We start from the raw sequence: 24,487 nt of genomic DNA, 5'->3' as shown, positions 1-24,487 counted from the left end.
CAGAACAGGACAGGGCAGGGCCCCGGAACCGGCGCAGTGGTTCCGGGGCCCGGTCAGGGAGCGGTTCCGACGCAGGACCGCTCGCTGCGGCCGTCACACGCGCCGCAGCACCGCCACCACCTTGCCCAGGATGGTCGCGTCGTCGCCGGGGATGGGCTCGTACGCGGAGTTGTGCGGGAGGAGCCAGACGTGGCCGTCCTCGCGCTTGAAGCGCTTGACGGTGGCCTCGCCGTCGAGCATGGCGGCCACGATGTCGCCGTTCTCGGCGACGGGCTGGCGGCGCACCGTGACCCAGTCGCCGTCGCAGATCGCGGCCTCGATCATCGAGTCGCCGACGACCTTCAGCACGAACAGCTCACCGTCGCCCACGAGCTGGCGGGGCAGGGGGAAGACGTCCTCCACCGACTCCTCGGCGAGGATCGGACCACCGGCGGCGATGCGGCCGACCAGCGGGACGTACGACGCGGCGGGCTTGCCGGCGGTGTCGGTGGGCTGCACGGAGGCGGCCTGGTCGGAGCCGCGCACCTCGTAGGCGCGCGGGCGGTGCGGGTCGCGGCGCAGGAAGCCCTTGCGCTCCAGTGCCATCAGCTGGTGGGCGACCGAGGAGGTGCTGGACAGGCCGACCGCCTGGCCGATCTCCCGCATCGACGGCGGGTAGCCGCGTCGCTGCACGGAGTCCCTGATGACCTCGATCACCCGGCGCTGCCGGTCGGTGAGTCCGGAGCTGTCCGCCCGGATGCCTGGAGGTCGGCCCGGCAGGGAGCGCTTGGGCCCCTCGGCGTTCACAACTTCGTTCATCGCATGCACCGGCTCGAGTCGGCCCTGGGAGCGGTCCTGGGCAGTGATGGTGGCGCTGTCTGCGGTGGTGGTCACGTCGGCCCCTCTCGATGGTCTCCCTGCTGGACAACGGTAGTTGCTTTCGAAAGGTTGCGCCAAACACACGTTCGAGTGAAAAACTGCGAGTTACCTGACGCGATCGCGTGTTTGGGTGTATGGCTGACGCGGCACCTGGCAGGCCAGGCAAAAGGGCTCATTGTTGTACGCTTCACCGCCGGGCCGGCGACCTTGTGGGTCGCCGCCCAGTCTGCCATCCGGGACGCCGGCGACCGGCACCGGCTCCGTGTCCGTGCGGGAGCATCGCGCCCCCTCCGTGTGGCGCCCACGGTATCCCCGTACGCGCGGTGACGGTACGGCCGTGCGCGCGGTGACGGTACGGCCGTGCGCCGACGTCGTCCCGACGTGTCCCGGCGAGCGCCGACGAGTACCGTCGCCGTGCGCGCCGGCCCCGCGGCGCCCGCCCCGTCGCGCCGTGCCCCGGCCCGACATAGCGCGACACGCGCGGGCGACCTGTGTGTATGAGCCAATCCCCACATCTAGTGGTTGGATTGCGACAGCAGCCCAGAAGTTGTGGTGCCCCGGGTCTTCGGACCTCCGGAGATCGCCTATGCTGGGGGCTGCTTCGAGGGGCTCGTGAGGCCCGGCGAGGTCGTTGAGTCTGCTGTGAGGAGGGTTGGGAACCATGCACTGCCCCTTCTGCAGGCACCCCGACAGCCGTGTCGTCGACAGTCGTACGACCGACGACGGCACGTCGATCCGCAGGCGCCGTCAGTGCCCTGACTGCTCCCGTCGTTTCACGACGGTGGAGACGTGCTCACTGATGGTGATCAAGCGGTCCGGAGTCACCGAGCCCTTCAGTCGCACCAAGGTCATCAACGGCGTGCGCAAGGCGTGCCAGGGGCGGCCCGTCACCGAGGACGCGCTCGCCCAGCTCGGCCAGCGGGTCGAGGAGGCGGTGCGGGCCACCGGGAGCGCCGAGCTGACCACCCACGACGTGGGACTGGCCATCCTCGGCCCGTTGCAGGAACTCGACCTCGTCGCGTATCTGCGGTTCGCCTCCGTCTACCGGGCGTTCGACTCGCTCGAGGACTTCGAGGCCGCGATCGCGGAACTCAGGGAGGAGACGCGACGCGCCGCCGCGGACGACGACCGCGAGGGCGCTGTCGCGGAGAGCCGGGAAGACGAATCCGGGCCCGGGGAGACCGTCCAGGTCCCCGAGCCCGCCCACGCCGCCGACTGACCGGAGGGCCGGAACCGGGCCGGAGGTCCCGGGGCCGGCCGGACGGCGGCGATCGAAGACCCGTTGCGGGCGGCAGCGAGAGGGCGCCCGCGACATCAGACACCACACCGTGCCACGGGAACATTCGGGGCACTTCAGGGCGTTTCGCCCGTACCAGGGAGGCGGCATGACAGAGACGGCGAGCGGTCCGGCACGAGGTTCCCGAGCCAAGGGCGCCAAGGCCGGCAAGGGGCTGCGTATCGAGCGCATCCACACCACCCCGGGCCTGCACCCGTACGACGAGGTGACCTGGGAGCGCCGTGACGTCGTCATGACCAACTGGCGCGACGGCTCGGTCAACTTCGAGCAGCGCGGCGTCGAGTTCCCCGACTTCTGGTCGGTGAACGCGGTCAACATCGTCACCAGCAAGTACTTCCGCGGTGCCGTCGGCACCCCGCAGCGCGAGACCAGCCTCAAGCAGCTGATCGACCGCATCGTGAAGACGTACCGGAAGGCCGGCGAGGACCACAAGTACTTCGCCTCGCCCGCCGACGCCGAGATCTTCGAGCACGAGCTGGCGTACGCCCTCCTGCACCAGGTCTTCAGCTTCAACAGTCCCGTCTGGTTCAACGTCGGCACGCCGCAGCCCCAGCAGGTCTCCGCCTGCTTCATCCTGTCCGTCGACGACTCCATGGAGTCGATCCTCGACTGGTACAAGGAAGAAGGCATGATCTTCAAGGGCGGCTCCGGCGCCGGCCTGAACCTCTCCCGCATCCGCTCCTCGAAGGAACTGCTGTCCTCCGGCGGCAACGCCTCGGGTCCCGTCTCCTTCATGCGCGGCGCCGACGCCTCCGCCGGCACCATCAAGTCCGGCGGCGCCACCCGCCGGGCCGCCAAGATGGTCATCCTCGACGTCGACCACCCCGACATCGAGGACTTCATCGAGACCAAGGTGAAGGAGGAGGAGAAGATCCGCGCCCTGCGCGACGCGGGCTTCGACATGGACCTCGGCGGCGAGGACATCACCTCCGTCCAGTACCAGAACGCCAACAACTCGGTCCGGGTCAACGACGAGTTCATGAAGGCGGTCGAGTCCGGCGGCAAGTTCGGCCTGCGCGCGCGGATGACCGGCGAGGTGATCGAGGAGGTCGACGCCAAGTCCCTCTTCCGCAAGATGGCGGAGGCGGCCTGGGCCTGCGCCGACCCGGGCATCCAGTACGACGACACCATCAACCACTGGCACACCTGCCCGGAGTCCGGCCGCATCAACGGCTCCAACCCGTGCAGCGAGTACATGCACCTGGACAACACGTCCTGCAACCTCGCCTCCCTGAACCTGATGAAGTTCCTGAAGGACGACGGCAAGGGCCACCAGTCCTTCGACGTCGACCGCTTCACCAAGGTCGTCGAGCTCGTCATCACCGCGATGGACATCTCCATCTGCTTCGCCGACTTCCCGACCCAGAAGATCGGCGAGAACACGCGCGCGTTCCGCCAGCTCGGCATCGGCTACGCCAACCTCGGCGCCCTGCTGATGGCGACCGGCCACGCCTACGACTCCGACGGCGGCCGCGCCCTCGCCGGCGCCGTCACCTCGCTCATGACCGGCACGGCGTACAAGCGCTCCGCCGAGCTCGCCGCGGTCGTCGGCCCGTACGACGGCTACGCCCGCAACGCCGACGCGCACAACCGCGTCATGAAGCAGCACGCCGACGCCAACGCCGTGGCCGTCCGCATGGACGACCTCGACACGCCGATCTGGGCCGCCGCCACCGAGGCCTGGCAGGACGTGCTGCACCTGGGCGAGAAGAACGGCTTCCGCAACTCCCAGGCGTCCGTCATCGCCCCGACCGGCACCATCGGTCTGGCGATGTCCTGCGACACCACCGGCCTGGAGCCCGACCTCGCCCTGGTCAAGTTCAAGAAGCTGGTCGGCGGCGGCTCGATGCAGATCGTCAACGGCACCGTCCCGCAGGCCCTGCGCCGCCTGGGCTACCAGGAGGAGCAGATCGAGGCGGTCGTCGCCCACATCGCCGAGCACGGCAACGTGATCGACGCCCCCGGCCTCAAGCACGAGCACTACGAGGTGTTCGACTGCGCCATGGGCGAGCGCGCCATCTCCCCGATGGGCCACGTCCGCATGATGGCCGCGATCCAGCCGTGGATCTCCGGCGCGCTGTCCAAGACGGTCAACATGCCGGAGACGGCGACCGTCGAGGAGGTCGAGGAGATCTACTTCGAGGCCTGGAAGATGGGCATCAAGGCCCTCGCGATCTACCGCGACAACTGCAAGGTCGGCCAGCCGCTCTCCGCCAAGAAGAAGGAGACGACGCAGGCCAAGGCCGAGCAGCCGGCCGCGGAGTCCAAGGTCGAGAAGGTCGTCGAGTACCGTCCGGTCCGCAAGCGCCTGCCCAAGGGCCGCCCCGGCATCACGACGTCCTTCACGGTCGGCGGCGCCGAGGGCTACATGACGGCGAACTCCTACCCCGACGACGGACTGGGCGAGGTCTTCCTGAAGATGTCCAAGCAGGGCTCGACCCTCGCCGGCATGATGGACGCCTTCTCCATCGCCGTCTCCGTGGGTCTGCAGTACGGCGTGCCGCTGGAGACGTACGTCTCGAAGTTCACCAACATGCGCTTCGAGCCGGCCGGCATGACGGACGACCCGGACGTGCGGATGGCGCAGTCGATCGTCGACTACATCTTCCGTCGCCTGGCGCTCGACTTCCTGCCCTTCGAGACCCGCTCCGCGCTCGGCATCCACTCCGCCGAGGAGCGTCAGCGCCACCTCGAGACGGGTTCCTACGAGCCGTCGGAGGACGAGGTCGACGTCGAGGGGCTGGCCCAGTCGGCGCCGCGCGCCCAGGAGCTGAAGGCCGTCGCCACGCCGAGGGCCGAGGTCGAGGCGGCCCAGCCCGCCCCGAAGCAGGCGCACACCAGCGCCGAACTGGTGGAGATGCAGCTCGGCATCCAGGCCGACGCCCCGCTGTGCTTCTCCTGCGGCACCAAGATGCAGCGCGCCGGCTCCTGCTACATCTGCGAGGGCTGCGGCTCCACCAGCGGCTGCAGCTGACCGGGGCGGGGCGCGTCCCCGCCTGACGGACGCTTCACGCGAGAGGGGCGCCGACCACGTGTCGGCGCCCCTCTCCGCGTGCGCGGCGGCGACGCGGGTCAGGGCCGGCGCGCCCGGCCCATGGTGCGGGTGAACGTCGCCGGGTCGTCGTCGAAGCCGTGGATGCCGGGGTGGTAGTCCCAGACGGTGTCGCCCTCCCGCACGAACTCCGCGACGGTCGCCGCCGTCGCCCCGAGAACGCCGCCGAAGTCGTCCTCGGCCAGCACGGTGTACCCCTCCCGTATGCGCAGGCCCGCGCTGCGCACGCCGACGAACGTCCGGCGCGCGGGCCGCTGCTGGATCACCACACCGACCACCACGCGCGCGTACCGCTCGCTGAGCCGCTCGAGCTCCAGCGTCATCACCTCGTCCCAGCCGAAACCCTTGCCGTCGTGGCTGTCCCGGTTGAGGTAGATGGTGCCGTCGGGGGAGCGGCTGTCGAAGTGCACCACATAGGCCGGATCACCGTACGGATCGTCCGTCGTATAGGTCGCCGCCACTATGTCGAGATCGGTGGGCGGCTCGCCCGCCGGACTGGGATCCCACTTGATCGCGACTTCGACCTTGCGGATGCCCTTGTTGATGGCGCTCACCCGACTCCCCTTCTCCCTATGCCGTTTTGGCCCTTAACTGCCGTGCAGACAAGGGCGGTTGTCCATCCTGCCACGCGCGCGTGGAGGTGTCCGGGGGCGTTGTCGGCCGGAGCGTGACCGCCGCCACGTTCCTGGGCCTTACCATGGCGCGGTGCTGGTCAAGTGGATTCGCTGCACCGTGGTGGACCGCCGCGGTTTCGAGCGGGGGCAGCGGAAGTGGGCGGGGCTTCTGGGGGAGCCGGGGTTTCGGGGGCAGGGCGGTGGCTGGAGCCGGCGGCGGCCGGGCGTGGCGCACGTCTTCTCCTTCTGGGAGAGCCGTTCCTTCTACGACTCCTTCATGGCCCGCTCCCACGACCGGCTGGCGGCGGCCCAGTCGGGGACCTTCAAGGACGCCCGGGCGAAACTGTTCGAGTACCGCCTCGACGTGAAGACCGGCTTCGAACCGCGTTTCACCGACGCCGACCTCGTCCGGGTGGCTCTCTGCCGGGTCCACGAGGAGCGCGCCGAGCACTTCACGCTCATGCAGGAGAAGGTCTGGAACCCCGCCATGGCCGGCTCGCCCGGCATGCTCCGGGGGCTGTTCGGGGAGGGGCCGGGACACGAGTTCCTGATCCTGTCGATGTGGCACTCGGCCGCCGAGCACGGCAAGTACCGCACGGAGCGGGTGGAGCGGCTCGCCCTGCGGGCCCAGACGGAGGCGGACATCGCGGCCCTCACGGGCGACATCGTGGATCTCGAACCGACCTGGACGGTATGAGCGCCCGCCCGAGCGCCGGAGCTCCGGCTGTGCCCTCCGGCAGCCCCCGCGGCGGCGTCCCACGGCGCGGGACGGCGGTGTGACCTACGCCGTATGGAGACCGTACGAGTGCTCGATGTGCCGCGACCCGATCTAGGGTTTCGGCATGGCACGACCACGGCGCATCGTTCTTGTCCGGCACGGGGAGTCAACGGGCAATGTTGATGACACCGTCTACGAGCGTGAGCCCGACCACGCCCTGGCCCTGACCGAGCGCGGCCGGCGCCAGGCCGAGGAGACCGGGAAACGGCTGCGCGAGATGTTCGGGCGCGAACGCGTCAGCGTGTACGTGTCACCGTACCGTCGTACGCACGAGACCCTGCGGGCCTTCCACCTCGACCCGGACCTCATACGCGTGCGCGAGGAGCCCCGGCTGCGCGAACAGGACTGGGGAAACTGGCAGGACCGCGACGACGTACGTCTCCAGAAGGCCTACCGGGACGCCTACGGCCACTTCTTCTACCGGTTCGCCCAGGGCGAGTCCGGGGCCGACGTGTACGACCGGGTGGGCGGCTTCCTGGAGAGCCTGTACCGCAGCTTCGAGGCGCCCGACCATCCGCCGAACGTGCTGCTGGTGACCCACGGCCTGGCCATGCGGCTGTTCTGCATGCGCTGGTTCCACTGGACGGTCGCGGAGTTCGAGTCCCTGTCGAACCCGGGGAACGCCGAGATGCGGATGCTCCGCCTCGGGGACGACGGCAAGTACGTGCTCGACCGGCCCTTCGATCGGTGGCGGGACCCGGAACCCTACGGGATCTTCGGGTAGCGGGGCGGCAGGCGTCGGAACTGTCCGTATGCGATGGGAACCCTCTGTGACCGGCGGGCGTTGTCGTGGCAGTTGCTGTGCGAAGAGGCGCGGGGGTGGCCGGAGAGATGGTGGCCGGAGGGGTGGTGCGGATGGCCGGTCCGGGGTCCTCGCTGTCGGTCCCCCGGACCGGGACCGGCCATCCGCGGCCCGCCGCGGGGCCGGACCGGTCAGCCGGCCGGCGGAGGGGTCGTGCCGGAGAGGGCGTCCAGGTCGCTCTTGCGGACTCGGATCACCAGCCAGGCGCTGGCGAGGGCGAGCAGGGCCATGGCCGTGGCCGCGATGAAGGCCGTCGAGATGCCGTGGGCGAGCACTTCGTGGCCCCATGGCGCGGGCAGCTGGTGCGTCTTGGCGAACTCCGCCTTCTGCTGCGGCGAGCCCTCGGCGAGGAACTTCGCCACCTGCTTGTCCGCCTCGTCCTTGCCGGCCGAGCCGAACACCGTCGTCAGGATCGACAGGCCGAGCGAGCCGCCGACCTGCTGAGTGGTGTTGAGCAGACCGGAGGCCGCGCCCGCCTCGTGCTGGGCGACGCCGGAGACCGCGGTGACCGTCAGGGTCACGAAGTTCAGCCCCATCCCGAAGCCGAAGACCAGCATCGGCCCGAGCACTCCGCCCGCGTACGAGCTGTCGGAGCTGATCAGGCTCTGCCAGGCCAGCCCGATCACCGCCAGCGCCGAGCCGGTCAGCATGAACGGCTTGGGCCCGAGCACCGGCAGGAAGCGCTGCGACAGCCCCGCTCCGAGCGCGATCACGACCGTCACCGGCAGGAAGGCGAAGCCGGCCTGGATCGGGCTGTAGCCCAGCACGTTCTGCACGAAGAGCACGATGTAGAAGAACATGCCGAACATCGCCGCGGCCAGGCTCAGCATGATCAGATACGTGCCCGAGCGGTTGCGGTCGGCGAACATCCGCAGCGGCGTGATGGGTTCCCTGGCCCGGGATTCGATGAACGCGAAGGCGGCCAGCAGGACCACCGCGGCACTGAAGGATCCGATGGTGAGGCTGTCCCGCCAGCCCTCGTCGGCCGCCCGGATGAAGCCGTAGACCAGGGACGCCATGCCGGAGGTGGAGGTCAGCGCGCCGGCGATGTCGAAGCGTCCGGTGTGCCTTTCGGACTCGTGGATGTACAGCGGCGCGAGCAGGGCGATCGCCACGCCGATCGGCACGTTGACGAAGAGCACCCAGCGCCAGTTGAGCCACTCGGTGAGCATGCCGCCGGCGAGCAGGCCGATGGCCCCGCCGCCCGCCGAGACCGCGGCGAAGACCCCGAAGGCCCGGTTGCGTTCGGGCCCTTCGGGGAACGTGGTGGTGATGAGGGCCAGCGCGGTGGGCGACGCGATCGCGCCGCCCATGCCCTGCAGGACGCGGGCGGCCAGCAGCTGCCAGGGTTCCTGGGCGAGTCCGCCGAGCAGCGAGGCCAGGGTGAACAGCAGGATGCCGGTCATGAAGACCCGGCGTCGGCCGAGGATGTCACCGGCCCGGCCGCCGAGGAGCAGCAGGCCGCCGAAGGTGAGCGTGTAGGCGCTGACGACCCAGGTGAGGTCGGTGGTGCTGAAGGCGAGGGCTTCTTGAATGTGCGGAAGGGCGATGTTCACAATCGTCGCGTCGAGTACCACCATGAGCTGGCAGGCCGCGATGACGGTGAGCGCGATGCCGGGATGCCCGCCCCGGCGGGCCGCCCCTGGCTTCTGTTCCTCTATCAACGGAGAGGTTGTCACTATGGGTCCCCCACGAGTCCGTTAGTGAACGCATGCGTTCACTTTCGCGTTCACGGTAGTGAGTCCCCAGTAGTGAACGCAAGCGTTCACTCGGTTTGTCGTCGCTCGGCGGATCCCCCGTCGCCGCCGCGCGGCTCATCGACCCCCTACGTCCCCCATCCCGCTCGCTGGAGACACTCAGATGGTTACCTCGCGCTGGACGGCCGCCCCCGCTCGGGCGACGTCCCTCCGTCGGCGCGGAGCCGTGCTCGAACGCGCGATCCTCGACGCCGCGTTGGAACAGCTCAGTACGGTCGGCTGGAAAGGCCTCACCATGGAGGGTGTCGCCGCCGGTGCCCAGACCGGCAAGGCCGCGGTCTATCGCCGCTGGCCGTCCAAGGAGGACCTCGTCGCGGACGCGCTGAAGGCCGGACTGCCGAGCGCCGAGACGGCGCCCGATCTCGGCAGCGTCCGCGCGGACCTGCTCGAGCTGTGCCGGCTGGCGCGCGAGGCCATGTTCTCACTCCCCGGCTCCGCCGTTCGCGCGGTGATTCACGAATGCGACCCCGTGCAGGCCGAGCGTTTCCGTGGCGTCATCTACGACCAGATCGTGGAGCCCACCCTGAAGCTGCTCAGAGAGGTCATCACCCGCGGAATAGAGCGCGGAGAGGTGCGATCCGACGCGGCCAACAGCTATGTCTTCGACGCCATCCCGGCCATGATGATGTACCGCTCCAAGATGTGCGGAAGTGAATGGAGCGACCGCGATCTCGAGGAGATGATCGACCAGTTGATGGTTCCGCTGCTGAGGCCGCACAGCGCCTGACGGCGGCACGCGGCGCCCCCGGCGCCGCCGCGGGAACCGGGGTGTCGCCGGGTGATCCCGGCGGCGTACGCTAAGGGCGCCATGCCGTACGAGCCACCCACTCACACCGTCGAGCGCTCCCTGCGCGCCACGACCGGAGCGAAGGTCATTGCCGGTGTCGACGAGGTGGGGCGCGGCGCGTGGGCCGGCCCCGTCACCGTCTGCGCGGCGATCACCGGACTGCGCCGGCCCCCTGAAGGCCTCACCGACTCCAAGCTGCTCACCGTCAGGCGACGCACCGAACTCGCTGCGCACCTGCGGGAGTGGGTGACGTCGTACGCCCTGGGACACGCCTCGCCCGAGGAGATCGACGACATGGGGATGACCGCCGCGCTGCGCCTGGCGGCGGTGCGTGCCCTGGAGGCGCTGCCGGTCCGCCCCGACGCCGTGATCCTCGACGGGAAGCACGACTATCTCGGTGCTCCCTGGCGGGTCCGCACGGTGATCAAGGGTGACCGGTCGTGCGTGGCGGTTGCGGCGGCCTCGGTGATAGCCAAGGTTCAGCGCGACAAAATGATGGCCGAACTGGGTATCGACCATGCAGACTTCGGTTTTGCGGACAACGCCGGGTATCCGTCACCCGTGCACAAGGCCGCACTGGAGGAGCGGGGCCCCACCCCGTACCACCGCTTGTCGTGGGCGTATCTTGATGCGCTGCCCCAGTGGCGGCACCTCAAGAAGGCCCGCGGTTGGGCGGACGGAAGCGTTCCGGAGGTCGAGGGTCAGCTCGGCTTCGACTTCTGACGGTTCCGCTCGCACTCGTGTGCCACCCGCCGACGCGGGCCGTACCAACGTTTGATAAATATCAGCTCATGCCTCTCATTCCCGAGGAGCCTCAGATTCACGAGAGTGCCCAGGGTCCCCGCGCCACCCCGGCCAGCGGCCGTACCGCGCCGACCCCCCGCCCCGTACCCGGCCCCCGTCCAGCGGCTCCGCCGCGCCCCGGTCGTCCGGGCCCTTTCCGGCCCGCGCCGCCGGCGCAGCGTTCGCCGCGTGACGTGGCTCCGGCCAAGCCCGCCCCGTCGGGCCCCGCTGCACCCGCCGCTCCCGCCACGGCTTCGGCGCCCCCGCAGATCCAGCTGATCCCGGCCTCGGTCGACGGCGCGCTCGACGCCGCCGAGGAAGCCGTGGACATGCTTCTGGAGTCGGGCCGTGCCCCCGGTGACGTGCTGGTGATCACCACCGGCGAACAGCATCCGTGGGCCGCCCACGAGCTGTCCTTCGGCGAAGCCTCCTACTGGGCGCAGCACGACGCCGGCGACGACGTCTTCTACGCCGAAGCCGCCGTCGCCGAGCGCGCCGCCTCACGTCCCGTGGTCGTGGTCGCCGTCAACGGCGGTTCCGACGCGGTGGCGGCCACCGCGCTGCCGCTGGCCCATGCCCGGGCCGGTGCCCTGCTGATCGTCTGCGGCGACCCGCAGAAGATCAACTCGGTTCTGGGCGCAGGCGTCTGACTCCGTCCCGGCACGTTCGCGTGCCGACGGAGCGACGAGTACGCCGTTGTGAGCGGCGTCGGCACGGCGGGCGGTTCGGCGTGCCCGGACGGTGCCTGGAGTGCTTGGACTGCGGCTGTGGTTTCCGGGTGCGGAAATCTCCGTTCGGTTCCGGTGCCGGGGTGCACGCCGGGGTGACGGGGATCGGCGACGGTGACGTCGCCGTGCCTGCGGGGCGACGTCGACGTCCCTTCGGGCGCCTCTCGCCCTGAAGTGGTCAGGCGGGGTGCACGGGCACGCGTCGGGCGTGGGCCGGAGGGGCACTTGTGTGTTCGCGCGCGGCAGCGGCGCGGCGTGACGGAGGCGTCCCTGGCGCAGGGAGCGGTCCCGGGCTGGATACGGCGGCGGCTTGTCCGGTGTACGGGGTCCCCTGTGCGGCGCGGCGGTCCCGCGCGCGGCGCAGGTCACGGTTTTCGTGTGCGACGGATCGTGCGGCGGAGCGGTGCGGGAGAGCTCCGTCGCGCCGCCGGTGCGACAGCGGGTGACCGCCGCGCTCAGCGCGCGGCCACGCGGCGCAGGATCTCCGAGGCGGCGCCTCCGGTGCGCGGCAGGGGGAGAGGCGCCTCGGACAGGCTGAACGGCCCCGGCGTGGAATCCGCGTTGGGGTGGCGTCCGCCGCGGCCCTCACCGAGGACCTGCCAGCCGTCGCGGGTCAGCGTGATGTAGGCCCCGCAGCGCAGGCCGTGCAGCGTGCAGGCGTCACGCAGGCCCCACATCCACGCGCCGTCCTCCTCGGTCCAACGCGCGTCCCCCTCACGGCAGTAGAGCAGCACGGCGGTGCGTACCGGTGTCCGGCGGCGCAGGTCGTGGGGGATGATCCGGCGCAGTTGGGCCAGCAGTACGTTGCGGAACAGCCAGCCGTCGGCCGGAGCCGTGCGACGGGTGAACGAGGCGCTTGCCCGCAGCCGTTCGTCCGGGTCGAGCACCGCCACGACGGCGGTCCCCGGCCGGGGGTGATGACGGGAGTGCAGCCCGCTGACAACCTCGCGTGGATTGCGCAGCAGAGGGATGCCGGCGGCGGCCCACTCCGCCGGTTCGAGCATGCGGGCCAGGGGGCTGGCGGAAGCGGTGGACAGGTCGGCAGACGTCGTCGTGGCTGCCGCGGGGGACGGAGCAATTCCGAAGGTCACGGTCCTCCCTTCGGCTACGCGCCCACACTGCGGGCAGGGTCGGATTCGGGGGAGCGCGCACCGCAGCAGAGCCCTACCGGTCCACGGGCGGGCCGTGCGGGGAGCGGACTTCAATTCTTCCTGCCGAACTTGATTGCGGCAACGAGCAATTGGCGTCACCGTCCGAAATTCGGTGGTGTGTGGTTTATATCCCTACCCGCTGGTCGGTGATGTGACGCGTGAGGTGGTCGTTCACCTCGTATTCACTCACTCTTGGTGACCGGTTGGGTGGCGAACGCAGCGATGGGCCGTCCGGACCGCCATGGGCGGACGGGGCGATGAGGGCGGCGCCGGCCCCGGCGTCGGCGCTGGGGCCGGCGTCACATGAGCTCAGCCCTGCACCGCCAGAACCAGCGGCAGCACTCCCTGCGCGCCGGCGCGGCGCAGCATCCGGGCCGCGACCGCGAGCGTCCAACCGGTCTCGGTGAAGTCGTCCACGAGCAGGACCGGCCCCGCTGCCTCGGCAACGGCTGCGGCGAGAGCGGGCGGTACGGTCAGCGCGCCGTCGAGAAGCTTCAGACGCTGGGCACTGTTGCTGCGGGAGAGCGGTGGCGCGTCGCCGGTGTGTTCCAGGGAGCCCAGCAGCGGCAGACGGCCCACGTTCGCGATGTGTGCGCCCAGGGAGCCGACCAGTCGCGGCCGGGTGCGCGAGGGCACGGTGACCACGCCGACCGGACGTGGCGGCGCGTCCGGTGCCCCCGAGGCCCAGCCGCCCGGACCCCTGGCCCAGTCGGCCAGCACACCCACCACTGCCTTCGCCACGTCCTCCGGCACAGGTCCGTCGGAGGCCTGAGGCGCGAGCATCGGCCGCAGCCGGTTGCCCCAGCCGATGTCCGACAGACGCCCCAACGCCCTCCCCGTGCCGGCCTGTTCGCCCGCGGGGATACGCCCTTTGAGGTCCATGCCCACGGCAGCGAGCCCGGTCGGCCACATCCGGCGCGGCTCCACCTCGACACCGGCCCGGCCGAGATCCTCCCGTGCCGCGGCCAGCGCCGTCGTGGACATGTCCGCGGTGAACCGCGCGCCCGCGCAGTTGTCGCAGCGGCCGCAGGGCTTGGCCGCCTCGTCGTCCAACTGGCGCTGCAGGAACTCCATGCGGCAGCCGGTCGCGGCCGCGTACTCGCGCATCGCCTGCTGCTCGGCCTTGCGCTGCCGCGCGACCCAGTCGTACCGCTCCCGGTCGTAGGTCCACGGCTGCCCGGTCGCGATCCAGCCGCCCTTGACCCGCTTGACCGCCCCGTCCACGTCGAGGACCTTCAGCATGGTCTCCAGCCGGGAGCGGCGCAGTTCCACCAAAGGCTCCAGGGCGGGCAGCGACAGGGGCCTGTCCGAGCGCGCGAGGACGTCGAGGGTGCGGCGCACCAGCTCTTCCGGCGGGAAGGCGAGCGAGGCGAAGTACTCCCAGATCGCCTCGTCCTCCTTCCCGGGGAGCAGCAGCACCTCGGCGTGCTCGACTCCGCGTCCGGCACGGCCCACCTGCTGGTAGTAGGCGATGGGGGAGGACGGAGAACCGAGGTGCACCACGAATCCGAGGTCCGGCTTGTCGAAGCCCATGCCCAGCGCGGAGGTGGCGACCAGCGCCTTCACCCGGTTGGCGAGAAGGTCGTCCTCGGCCTGCTGCCGGTCGGCGTTCTCCGTCCTGCCCGTGTACGAGGCGACGGTGTGCCCCCGGTGCCGGAGGAACGCGGTGACCTCCTCGGCCGCGGCAACGGTGAGGGTGTAGACGATCCCGGAACCCGGCAGCTCGTCCAGATGGTCGGCGAGCCAGGCCATCCGGTGGGCCGCGTCCGGCAGCCGCAGGACAGCCAGACTCAGGCTCTCCCGGTCGAGCGGCCCACGGAGCACGAGCGCGTCCGTGGAGCCTCCGGTACCGAGCTGCTCGGCGACGTCGGCGGTCACCCGCGCGTTGGCGGTGGCGGTGGTCGCGAGCACCGGAACGCCCGGCGGGAGATCGCCGAGCATGGTGCGCAACCGCCGGTAGTCCGGACGGAAGTCGTGCCCCCAGTCGGAGATGCAGTGGGCCTCGTCCACCACCAGAAGTCCGGTGGCGGCGGCGAGCTTGGGCAGCACCTGGTCCCGGAAGTCCGGGTTGTTGAGCCGCTCCGGACTCACCAGCAGCACATCGACCTCGCCCGCCGCGATCTCGGCCTGGACGGTGTCCCACTCCTCGGTGTTGGCGGAGTTGATGGTGCGGGCGTGGATGCCGGCCCGGGCCGCGGCGTCGACCTGGTTCCGCATCAGGGCGAGCAGCGGGGAGACGATCACGGTGGGGCCACTGCCCTGGGCCCGCAGGAGCGAGGTCGCGACGAAGTAGACCGCGGACTTGCCCCACCCCGTGCGCTGCACGACGAGCGCCCGGCGTCTGTCGGCGACCAGCGCCTCGATCGCCCGCCACTGGTCCTCGCGCAGGCGCGCCGCCCCCGTCGTGTCCCCGACGAGGCGGGCGAGAACCGCGTCGGCGGCGGCCCGGAGATCCGCGTTGCTCGTGTGCTCCATGCGTCCCATCCAACAGGACGGCACTGACAATCCGGACCGGCCGGACCGCGGATGCCGGGAGGGGAGTGGTGGAGGTGCGATGCGGGTGGGGCGAGGGGGCGCCGATCGGTGCGTGGCGCGGCGGGGTATGTGATGGTCGTACGAATCCCCGGCCTGCGGGAAAACCGCTCTGAACTGGACTTTTGTCGAGGTGATGACCCTGCGCAGCCGTGCGCTGTCGTGTTCCTGATCGGACTTGTCCACAGGGCCGGACCGAGATGCGCGATCCGCGAGATCGTCGGCCCATGACGAACCGCGACGAAACCACGGGCTCATCCGAGAACGGCGACATCGCCGTACCCGCCGAGGATGCCGTACCCGCCGAGCGCGCCGTATTCGACGAGCGCGCCGCGCACGATGTGTACGACGCACCCCACGCCGGCCGGAACCGCCTCGACTGCACCCCCTACGAGAGCCATGGCGCCGAGCAGCAGGTCACGCTGCGCACCCCCGCCGAACTGGCGGACGCCCTGCCGTACCTGCTCGGCTACCGTCCCGAGGACAGCATCGTCCTGGTCGCGCTGCACGACAGGGACGGCCGGGGCAGGTTCGGCGGCCGGGCCCGGCTCGGCATCCCCCCGAACGCGGAAGACTGGGACTCCGCCGCCCGACAGCTGACCCACGGGCTGGTCACGGGCAGCGAACGCAGGGGAGCGCGCCCCGAGCAGATGGTCGCCTACCTGTGCCAGGAGCCCGGTAAGGGCGAATCGGGACGCGAGGTCATGCGGCGACTGCGCCCGCTGGCCCAGAGGCTGCGCACCGAGTGCGGTCGTCTCGACGTGCCGGTGGTCGAGGCGCTGTGCACCTCGGACGGCCGCTTCTGGTCGTACTGCTGCGACAACGAGCGGTGCTGCCCGCCCGAAGGCCTGCCGATGGGACTGCCCGGCACCTCCGTGCTGGCCGCCGCGGCCGCGTACGCCGGCCTGCGGGTGCGGGGCAGCCTGAGCGAGTTGCGGGCCAGGCTGCTCCCCTGGGAGACGGCCGCGGCCCTCGAACAGGAGACCGCCCTCGACAACGCCAATATGGCGCTCGTCCCGAGGATCCTCGACGACAAGGGACGCGCCGCGGTCGCCCAGGAGACGCTGGAGCTCGCCGACCGGATGATGCGCAGGCTGGCCGAGGCGCCGCAGGTGTCCGGCACGCTGGAAGCCGACCTCCGGGACGACGAACTGCTGGGGCACGAGCAGGCCGCGGCGCTGATTCTCGGCCTGCAGGACCGGACGACACGCGATCGTGCGGCCGCCTGGATGGAGGGCGACGAGGCCGGCCCGGCGCTCCGCCTGTGGCGGGCCCTGGCCCGCCGGTGCGTCGGTCCGTACCGCGAACACGCGGCGGCGCCGCTCACCCTCGCGGGCTGGGTCGCCTGGTCCGGCGGCGACGACCTGGAGGCCCGCGAGGCCCTGGCCATGGCACTCGGAGCGGACCCCGATTACCTCTTCGCCCGCCTGCTGCACCAGGCCTGCAACGAGGGACTGGACCCCGAGTCGATCCGCCGCTGCCTGCGGGCGGAGCGCCGGGGTGGTGCGGCGCGGGCGCGGCAGGCCCGCGCCGAGCAGGGAGCCGAGAGTCCGGAGGACGGTGACATCACCGCGGCGGTGGCCCTGCCGCGTGCGCCTTCCCGCCTGCGACGCCGTATGCGCTCGGCCGGCGGCACCGCCGGGCCGACGAAGAGGGACAGCCGGAGGCCGGGGGTTCCGCGTCCCCGCACGCCTGCCTCGGACACCAGGCGCTCCGACGTCACCCGGACCGATGGCATGCGCCCGCGTGTCACGAGGAGGGACGCGACACGACACCGCGGCGCCTGCCCCGGAGCCGGAGCCGACAAGGCCCGGAGCGACGATGCCTGAGCCGTCGACACCCGTCGACGCCCGCCGACGCCCGTCGACGCCGCCCACAGCGCCCGATGCGCGTGTCCGCGGCCGGGCACGAAGCGCCGGCGCTCCGGGTCCCGACGACCGCACTCGGCAGAGCAGTTCGGGGCATGCCGCGTGCCTCCCCGACCTCGCCACGGGCCCGCGTGGTGCCGCACGGCGGTCCGGTACGCACGGTGAAGTTCACACCCGGACCGAAGTGGATCAGCCACCGAAGCGGCTGATGAAAGGAGTGTTTATCGTCAGGCAGACGACTATGATCGCCGCATGCCCTACGACCCGTCAGCCTTTCCGCCCTTCGCCGTCACCGTGGATCTGGTCGTGCTGACCGTGCGCCGCCATGCCCTGTGCGCGTTGGCGGTACGCAGGGGCGAGCCGCCGTTCCAGGGGCGCTGGGCGCTTCCGGGCGGTTTCGTCCGGGCCGACGAGGATCTGGCGCAGGCGGCAGCGCGTGAGCTGGCGGAGGAGACGGGGCTGCGCGCCCACGACCCGACCGTCCCCGTCCAGGGCAACGGCGCTCACCTCGAGCAGCTCGCCACCTACGGCGACCCCAAGCGGGACCCCCGGATGCGGGTGGTCAGCGTCGCCCACCTCGCGCTCGCCCCCGACCTGCCCCCGCCCCGGGCCGGCGGCGACGCCAGCAACGCACGCTGGGCGCCCGTGGACGAGCTGCTGCAGCAGGGCGGGTACGGCCGTGACGGCGAGCCGGTCGCGCCGCTCGCCTTCGACCACGCGCAGATCCTGGCCGACGGCGTCGAACGCGCCCGCTCCAAGATCGAATACTCGTCGCTCGCCACGGCGTTCTGCCCGGCCGAGTTCACCGTCGGCGAGCTGCGCCGGGTCTACGAGGCGGTGTGGGGCGTCGCGCTCGATCCGCGCAACTTCCACCGCAAGGTCACGGGGACACCGGGCTTCCTCGTCCCCACCGGCGGGACCACGACGCGTCAGGGCGGCCGGCCGGCCCAGTTGTTCCGGGCCGGCGGGGCCACGCTGCTCAACCCGCCGATGCTGCGTCCCGAGGTCTGACGAGTACGGCCCCGACCCGGGGCCGGGAAGACCCGCCGCCCGGCCGGGCTCGGCAGTGAACGGCGAACAGGGATCCGACCGGCCCGGTCGCAGCCTGCACAGTTGGCTCCGTGATGTCCGAAAAACCGGATATGGCGCGCTATGTTGCTCCGGTGATCCAGGCCTTCGGACTGACCAGCAACCCACGCAAGGAGCTTCCGCCCGCTGTGGACGACGTCTCGTTCGAGGCGGACGCGGGCCGCGTCACCGCACTGCTCGGGACACCGGGCGCGGGCAAGACGACGGCGCTCAGACTCATGCTCGAACTCCAACCTGGCCGCGGCGTCACCCACTTCAGGGGCCGCCCCCTGCACCGTATCGCTCACCCGTCGCGTGAAGTCGGCGTCCTGCTGGGCGACGTACCCGGGCATCCGGCCCGCACGGTCCGCGGTCACCTGCGCATGCTGTGCGCCGCCGCGGGCGTCCCGGCCCGGCGGGCCGACGAAGTCCTCGAAGCGGTCGACCTCGTCAGCCTGCGCCACGAGCACCTGGGCGCCCTGTCCCGGGGCATGGACCGCCGCCTCGGCCTCGCCTGCGCCCTGCTGGCGGACCCGCACACACTCGTGCTGGACGATCCCGCCGACGGGCTCTCCGCCCGTGAAGCCCGCTGGCTGCACGGCGTACTGCGAGCCCACGCGGCCCAGGGTGGCACGGTCCTGTTCACCACGGCCGACACCAAGGAGGCGGCGCGCAACGCCGATCGCGTCGTGACGTTGGAGAAGGGCCGGCTCGTCGCCGATCAGGAGGCCGATGACTTCGCCCGCACCAGGCTGCGCCCCCGCGTCGCCGTCCGGAGTCCGCACGCCGCCCGCCTCGCCGCCGTGCTCGCCAGGGAGTCCCGCGCCGCACAGCGCTCCGTCGAGATCGTCCGCGAGGGCGGCAACCGCCTTGCCGTCTACGGCAGTAGCTGTGCCGACATCGGCGAGACCGCCTTCCGGCACGGCATCCTCGTCCACCGACTCGCCGACGAAGTGGGCGACATGGGGCCCGGGGCGGACCCGACCCCGCTCAAGGTGCCTGCACCGGGCAAGGAATCCAGTGCCGATGAACATGGTGCCTCCGGCCAACCGTCCGGCACCGGCGAGTCGCAGACACCCGGCAACCCGCACACGACCGGTGCGGTACCGCTGCCGGACGCCGCTGCCGGACCCCCGGCTCCCACCCGCACGCCCGAGGACCCGCAAGAGCCGCAAGGGCCGCAAGGGCCGGGAGAGCCGGGAGAGCCGGGAGAGCCGGGAGAGCCGGAAGATCCACGAAAGGCGGAAGCGCCGCAAGAACCGCGAGAGCCGCGAGAACCGCAAGAGGTGGAAGAGTCCAGGGAACGGGAAGTGCCCGAAGAGCCCGGAGAGTCCGAGGCGATGCGGCCGCTGTGCCCCGCTCCCTCCGCCCCGTGGCCGGACCTCGCCGCCACCCTGGCGCCGGCGTCGGGTCCGCGCGCTCCCGAGGGGCCCGGTTCCGGTGCGCTGCCCCCTCTCCCGCCTCCCATTTCGGTCCGTTCCGCCAGGAGCCCGCTGCGTCCCCTGCGCTACGAGATCCGCCGCGCCACCGGCATCGGCACGGGTCTCCTCACCGGGGCCGCCGTGCTCCTCGGGTCCGTCCTCGTCGCCGTACTCCTCGCCCGGGCCGGTCACACCTCGCAGCCGCGCCTGCTGGCCGCCTGGCCGCAGGAGTTGCCGCTGCCGCCCGCCGCGCTCGGTGCGGGGCTGCTCGGTGCGCTCTCCTTCGGCGACGAGTTCCGCCACCCCGCCCTCGCGGCGGACCGCGGCACGGTGCCCCGTCGGCTGGGGCTGCTCACCGCGAAGCTCCTGGTGGCAGCCGCCAGCGCGCTGACGCTCGCCCTCCTCACCGCGGGCTGTGACACCGCGGCGCTGTATCTGCTCTACGGGCGGGAAGTCGCGCAGGTCCCCGCCGACTGGCTCTCGCCGGTCGCGAGTTGGGCCGGGCTCGTCGTCGGGTGTGCCTGGGCCGGGGTGCTGGGCGCCGGTGTCTTCCGGTCCACCGCGGCCGGGCTCGCGGCGGTGGTCGCCGTACCCGTCGTCGTCGTACCACTCGTACAAAGGGCCTTCCAGGGACCGGCAGTGCGAACGGCCGCGGGCTTTCCGGCACGCGTGCGTGAGGTGTTCCTGTCGCAGTGGCCCTTCGGGGGAGAGCGCTATCTGGGGGCGGCGGCCCGCGTGATCGCCCAACCCGTGGGCGGCGCGCTGACCTTGTCGCTGACCGCTCTGCTCTGCGCGTATCTGCTCACGACCCTGCGCGGAAGGGCCCGGTGATCACCGTGCGGACCCTCCTGGTTCCGCGCTGCGCGCAACTCCCCGGGGGATCGCTCACTTCTTTCTGATAAGGCGTCAATTGCGACGGGGTGAGCGATCACCCTTTCGTGTGCTTTTCACCAAAGCCCTCAAGGGAGTTGAGGACAACGCCGACAAAGGATGCGTGAGTACCCTTGCGCACACCATGATGACCGCCGCCCGCGCCACAGACTCCGGTCTCGCAGGTCCGGGCGAACTCGACCGCTACCCGTACGCCGAGGCACCAGCCGTCGTCGACCGCGTCGGAGCCCCCGCCTGGGAGAGCGCGGATCCGGAGCTGGGCCGCGTGAGCCGGCGCACCGCGGGCAGCCGCGGGCGCGGGTTGCACGGCCAACTCGTCCAGCAGCTCGGCCAGATGATCGTCTCCGGAGATCTGGGAGCCGACCGCCCGCTGGTGCCCGAGGAGATCGGCCAGCGTTTCGAGGTCTCGCGCACCGTCGTCCGCGAGTCGCTGCGCGTCCTGGAGGCCAAGGGCCTGGTCAGTGCCCGCCCTAACGTCGGCACGCGCGTGCGTCCCGTCAGCGACTGGAACCTCCTCGACCCGGACATCATCGAGTGGCGGGCCTTCGGCCCGCAGCGCGACGACCAGCGCCGGGAGCTGAGCGAGCTGCGCTGGACCATCGAACCGCTCGCCGCGCGGCTCGCCGCCGGGCACGGCCGCGAGGACGTCCAGCAGCGGCTCGCCGACATGGTCGAGATCATGGGGCAGGCCATGGGGCAGGGCGACGCGCTCACCTTCTCCCGCGCCGACGCCGAGTTCCACTCCCTGCTCATCCAGGTCTCCGGCAACCGGATGCTCGAGCACCTCTCCGGGATCGTGTCGGCGGCCCTCCAGGTCTCCGGCGGCCCGGTCACGGGCTGTGACCGGCCGAACGAGACGTCGCTGGGACACCACGGCAGGATCGTCGACGCGCTCGCGGCGGGCGACGGTGCCGGAGCCGAGGTGGCCATGCGCCAATTGCTCACCGTGCACCCCGAGGTCGAGCGTGTGGTACCCGCGCCACGCGAGCACTGACCGCCCACCGCGGACGGCGCGGCCGGTGGATGCCTCCCCCTCCTGTGGCGTCACCCGGCCGACGAGCCGTCCGCCGTCGGACCCCGCAGGATTCCCAGGATTCCCGGGATCCTGTGGGGTCCGACGGCGCGAGGGGCCGCGCGACCGGCGCAGCGACCCCGGTCCGCATCGCGGGCGACCTTGTTTGTCCTTGTTTGACAATTTTTGCGCGCTTACGAGGTGTGACTCGGGCCACGCAGATTGGGCGTAACGCTCGTGGAAACAGTCGCGATGACCTAAGAGGTGACAGCCGAGGAAGGAATACGGACGCCGTTAACGGCGCTGTGCCTCTTCCCGGCCCCAGCCCGTGCCGTCGGTCCGGTTCCCCAAGCCGTCGGTCGGCTCCTGTCCGCCATGGACGGGGCCGGAAGCCGTTTTCCAACGTTCCGAGAGGTTGTTCGTGTCGGCCAGCACATCCCGTACGCTCCCGCCGGAGATCGCCGAGTCCGTCTCTGTCATGGCTCTCATCGAGCGGGGAAAGGCTGAGGGGCAGATCGCCGGCGACGATGTGCGTCGGGCCTTCGAAGCTGACCAGATTCCGGCCACTCAGTGGAAGAACGTACTGCGCAGCCTCAACCAGATCCTCGAGGAAGAGGGTGTGACGCTGATGGTCAGTGCCGCAGAGCCCAAGCGCACCCGAAAGAGCGTCGCAGCGAAGAGTCCGGCCAAGCGCACCGCCACCAAGGCGGTCGCGGCCAAGACGGTGACCACCAAGAAGGCCACCGCGCCCGCAGCCCCGGCGTCGCCCACGGCCGACGCGCCCGTCGAGGACGACGCAGCCGCCAGGAGGGCCACCGCGAAGAAGGCGGCGCCCGCGAAGAAGGCGACGACCACGAAGAAGGCGGCCGCCAAGAAGGCGACGCCCGCGAAGAAGACCAGCGCCAAGAAGGACGACGTCGAGATCCTCGAGGAGGAGGTGCTCGAGGACGCGCCCAAGGCCGGTGACGAGCCCGAGGGTGCCGAGAGCGCGGGCTTCGTGCTCTCCGACGAGGACGAGGACGACGCGCCCGCCCAGCAGGTGGCCGCCGCCGGCGCCACCGCCGACCCGGTCAAGGACTACCTCAAGCAGATCGGCAAGGTCCCCCTGCTCAACGCCGAGCAGGAGGTCGAGCTCGCCAAGCGCATCGAGGCCGGTCTGTTCGCCGAGGACAAGCTGGCCAACGCCGACAAGCTGGCGCCGAAACTCAAGCGCGAGCTGGAGATCATCGCCGAGGACGGCCGCCGCGCCAAGAACCACCTCCTGGAGGCCAACCTCCGCCTGGTGGTCTCGCTGGCCAAGCGCTACACCGGCCGCGGCATGCTCTTCCTGGACCTCATCCAGGAGGGCAACCTCGGTCTGATCCGCGCGGTCGAGAAGTTCGACTACACCAAGGGCTACAAGTTCTCCACGTACGCCACCTGGTGGATCCGTCAGGCGATCACCCGCGCGATGGCCGACCAGGCCCGCACCATCCGCATCCCGGTGCACATGGTCGAGGTCATCAACAAGCTCGCGCGCGTGCAGCGCCAGATGCTCCAGGACCTGGGCCGCGAGCCCACCCCGGAGGAGCTGGCCAAGGAACTCGACATGACCCCGGAGAAGGTCATCGAGGTCCAGAAGTACGGCCGCGAGCCCATCTCGCTGCACACCCCGCTGGGCGAGGACGGCGACAGCGAGTTCGGTGACCTCATCGAGGACTCCGAGGCGGTCGTCCCCGCGGACGCGGTCAGCTTCACGCTCCTGCAGGAGCAGCTGCACTCCGTCCTCGACACCCTGTCCGAGCGTGAGGCGGGCGTCGTCTCCATGCGCTTCGGTCTCACCGACGGTCAGCCGAAGACCCTGGACGAGATCGGCAAGGTGTACGGCGTCACGCGCGAGCGCATCCGCCAGATCGAGTCCAAGACCATGTCGAAGCTGCGCCACCCGTCGCGTTCGCAGGTGCTGCGCGACTACCTCGACTAGGTCACCCGCACCACGACGCCGAAGGCCCGGTTCCCCTTGGGGACCGGGTCTTCGTGCTGCGGGCGGCAGCGCCCTGCGTGACTCTGGGTGTCCGTTCATCACCTTGAGTCAGGAGTGTCCATGCGATCTCGCATTGTCCGAGCCCTGTCCCGGCCGCTGGTCCTGGCGGCCGCGGCGGCCGCGATACCGCTGGTGTCCACCGCTCCCGCCGCCGCCGACAGCGTCGTCGTCGGAGGGTTTCCCGTCGACGTGTCCGAGAGTCCGTGGACGGTGGCGCTCTCCAGCCGTGACCGGTTCGGGGGTACGCGCGCGGGGCAGTTCTGCGGTGGCGCGGCGATCGGCCGGACCACCGTGCTCACCGCGGCCCACTGTCTGGGGAAGGAGGCTCTGGGAGCGTCTCCCGAGCGGGTACGCGACCTGAAGGTCATCACCGGCCGCACCGACCTGACGGCCGGCACCGGCCAGGAGATCGCGGTGCGCGGCGTCTGGGTCAATCCGGGGTACGACGGCGCGACCAACGCCGGCGACTTCGCCGTGCTCACGCTCGCGCACCCGCTGCCCGAGGGATCCGTCATCGGACCGGCGGCCGCCGGTGATCCCGCGTACGCCCCGGGAACGGACGCCGTCGTCTACGGGTGGGGCGATGTCACCGGCGCCGGAGACTACACACACAGGCTGCGTGCGGCGCACGTGCACGTGCTGCCGGACGCCCAGTGCCAGGAGGCGTATCCTGGAAGCGGTGACGGCGCCTACCGGGCCGACAGCATGCTGTGCGCCGGTGAGACGCGGGGCGGCCGGGACGCCTGCCAGGGGGACAGCGGGGGCCCGCTGGTGTCCCAGGGCAGGCTGATCGGGCTGGTGTCCTGGGGAAGCGGCTGCGGCCGTGCGGGCAGCCCGGGGGTCTACACGCGCGTTTCCTACGTCCTGAGGGCGCTGGGGTCGTCGGGGGCGCCGCAGGCACCACGGACGGCGCACAGGGGCACTGGGGCCCGCTGAGGTGGGCACGGGAGACTGGGCCCGCAGAGGCTGGGGGCCTTCGCACCACGACGACGGGCGGCGCCGTCCCTGAGGACAGGGGCGGCGCCGCCCGTCTGCCGGCCTGCGCCGGAGCTGGCTCGTCGTGGG

18 protein-coding genes are annotated in these 24,487 nt (G+C 71.3%); 13 read left to right on the top strand and 5 right to left on the bottom strand.

What is annotated here, in order from left to right:
- Positions 1-93 precede the first annotated feature (93 nt).
- Entirely contained in the window at positions 94-873 is a 780-nt protein-coding gene (gene lexA, locus ACH4ZX_RS04860; RefSeq protein ID WP_360755582.1) for a transcriptional repressor LexA, read from the bottom strand.
- A 646-nt stretch (positions 874-1,519) separates the two neighbouring features.
- Here lexA and nrdR point away from each other — a divergent pair.
- Together nrdR and ACH4ZX_RS04850 are read left to right on the top strand one after the other, a co-directional pair.
- On the top strand, positions 1,520-2,077 hold the full coding sequence (nrdR, locus tag ACH4ZX_RS04855; RefSeq protein WP_398267530.1) for a transcriptional regulator NrdR: 558 nt from the start codon (positions 1,520-1,522) through the stop codon (positions 2,075-2,077).
- A 166-nt stretch (positions 2,078-2,243) separates the two neighbouring features.
- Positions 2,244-5,129: a vitamin B12-dependent ribonucleotide reductase gene (locus ACH4ZX_RS04850; protein ID WP_398267526.1), complete on the top strand. Its 2,886-nt coding sequence runs from the start codon at positions 2,244-2,246 to the stop codon at positions 5,127-5,129.
- Positions 5,130-5,227: 98 nt separating this feature from the next.
- Here the strand turns inward: ACH4ZX_RS04850 and ACH4ZX_RS04845 are convergent, their stop codons facing one another.
- Positions 5,228-5,761 carry a TerD family protein gene (locus ACH4ZX_RS04845; RefSeq protein WP_398267523.1) on the bottom strand — a complete coding sequence of 178 codons (534 nt, stop codon included), beginning with the start codon at positions 5,759-5,761 and terminating at the stop codon, positions 5,228-5,230.
- A 151-nt stretch (positions 5,762-5,912) separates the two neighbouring features.
- On the opposite strand from ACH4ZX_RS04845, the gene ACH4ZX_RS04840 reads away from it, so the two are divergent.
- Together ACH4ZX_RS04840 and ACH4ZX_RS04835 are read left to right on the top strand one after the other, a co-directional pair.
- A complete protein-coding gene (locus tag ACH4ZX_RS04840) occupies positions 5,913-6,518 on the top strand; it encodes a YdbC family protein (protein WP_398267521.1) in 606 nt (201 codons plus the stop codon).
- 145 nt (positions 6,519-6,663) lie between these two features.
- Complete coding sequence (locus tag ACH4ZX_RS04835; protein ID WP_398267518.1) at positions 6,664-7,323, top strand: histidine phosphatase family protein; 660 nt, start codon at positions 6,664-6,666, stop codon at positions 7,321-7,323.
- A 209-nt stretch (positions 7,324-7,532) separates the two neighbouring features.
- Here the strand turns inward: ACH4ZX_RS04835 and ACH4ZX_RS04830 are convergent, their stop codons facing one another.
- The gene (locus ACH4ZX_RS04830; RefSeq protein WP_398267515.1) at positions 7,533-9,080 is read right to left on the bottom strand and encodes an MFS transporter; all 1,548 of its coding nucleotides are present in this window, start codon (positions 9,078-9,080) and stop codon (positions 7,533-7,535) included.
- A gap of 181 nt (positions 9,081-9,261) precedes the next feature.
- Between ACH4ZX_RS04830 and ACH4ZX_RS04825 the strand changes: the two genes are divergently transcribed.
- The 3 genes from ACH4ZX_RS04825 (at position 9,262) to ACH4ZX_RS04815 (ending at position 11,378) form a co-directional block, all read left to right on the top strand.
- Positions 9,262-9,885 (top strand): TetR/AcrR family transcriptional regulator, encoded by a 624-nt coding sequence (locus tag ACH4ZX_RS04825; RefSeq protein WP_398267512.1) that lies wholly within the window; start codon positions 9,262-9,264, stop codon positions 9,883-9,885.
- Positions 9,886-9,966: 81 nt separating this feature from the next.
- Positions 9,967-10,668 (top strand): ribonuclease HII, encoded by a 702-nt coding sequence (locus tag ACH4ZX_RS04820; RefSeq protein WP_398267509.1) that lies wholly within the window; start codon positions 9,967-9,969, stop codon positions 10,666-10,668.
- Between the two features lie 68 nt (positions 10,669-10,736).
- On the top strand, positions 10,737-11,378 hold the full coding sequence (locus ACH4ZX_RS04815) for a hypothetical protein (protein WP_398267506.1): 642 nt from the start codon (positions 10,737-10,739) through the stop codon (positions 11,376-11,378).
- Positions 11,379-11,911: 533 nt separating this feature from the next.
- Here ACH4ZX_RS04815 and ACH4ZX_RS04810 read toward each other — a convergent pair.
- Together ACH4ZX_RS04810 and ACH4ZX_RS04805 are read right to left on the bottom strand one after the other, a co-directional pair.
- Positions 11,912-12,547, bottom strand: a complete 636-nt coding sequence (locus ACH4ZX_RS04810) for a hypothetical protein (RefSeq protein ID WP_398267503.1) — start codon at positions 12,545-12,547, stop codon at positions 11,912-11,914.
- 369 nt (positions 12,548-12,916) lie between these two features.
- Positions 12,917-15,082 (bottom strand): RecQ family ATP-dependent DNA helicase, encoded by a 2,166-nt coding sequence (locus tag ACH4ZX_RS04805; protein ID WP_398267500.1) that lies wholly within the window; start codon positions 15,080-15,082, stop codon positions 12,917-12,919.
- Between the two features lie 284 nt (positions 15,083-15,366).
- On the opposite strand from ACH4ZX_RS04805, the gene ACH4ZX_RS04800 reads away from it, so the two are divergent.
- The 6 genes from ACH4ZX_RS04800 to ACH4ZX_RS04775 all read left to right on the top strand — a co-directional run bounded on the left by ACH4ZX_RS04800 (position 15,367) and on the right by ACH4ZX_RS04775 (position 24,358).
- Positions 15,367-16,968, top strand: coding sequence for a DUF4192 domain-containing protein (locus ACH4ZX_RS04800; RefSeq protein ID WP_398267498.1), 1,602 nt, complete (start codon positions 15,367-15,369; stop codon positions 16,966-16,968).
- Between the two features lie 291 nt (positions 16,969-17,259).
- Complete coding sequence (locus ACH4ZX_RS04795) at positions 17,260-18,018, top strand: NUDIX domain-containing protein (protein WP_398267495.1); 759 nt, start codon at positions 17,260-17,262, stop codon at positions 18,016-18,018.
- A 152-nt stretch (positions 18,019-18,170) separates the two neighbouring features.
- A complete protein-coding gene (locus ACH4ZX_RS04790; protein WP_398267656.1) occupies positions 18,171-20,327 on the top strand; it encodes an ATP-binding cassette domain-containing protein in 2,157 nt (718 codons plus the stop codon).
- Positions 20,328-20,490: 163 nt separating this feature from the next.
- On the top strand, positions 20,491-21,381 hold the full coding sequence (locus tag ACH4ZX_RS04785; RefSeq protein ID WP_398267492.1) for a FadR/GntR family transcriptional regulator: 891 nt from the start codon (positions 20,491-20,493) through the stop codon (positions 21,379-21,381).
- A 439-nt stretch (positions 21,382-21,820) separates the two neighbouring features.
- Positions 21,821-23,362 carry an RNA polymerase sigma factor gene (locus tag ACH4ZX_RS04780; protein WP_398267489.1) on the top strand — a complete coding sequence of 514 codons (1,542 nt, stop codon included), beginning with the start codon at positions 21,821-21,823 and terminating at the stop codon, positions 23,360-23,362.
- 120 nt (positions 23,363-23,482) lie between these two features.
- Positions 23,483-24,358 carry a serine protease gene (locus ACH4ZX_RS04775; protein WP_398267486.1) on the top strand — a complete coding sequence of 292 codons (876 nt, stop codon included), beginning with the start codon at positions 23,483-23,485 and terminating at the stop codon, positions 24,356-24,358.
- The last annotated feature ends 129 nt before the right edge of the window (positions 24,359-24,487 follow it).

The sequence above is a fragment of the Streptomyces sp. NPDC020490 genome, assembly GCF_044335305.1.
GTDB lineage: Bacteria > Actinomycetota > Actinomycetes > Streptomycetales > Streptomycetaceae > Streptomyces.
Note: the sequence above shows the minus strand (reverse complement) of the source record. Positions and strands in the feature narration are given on the sequence as shown.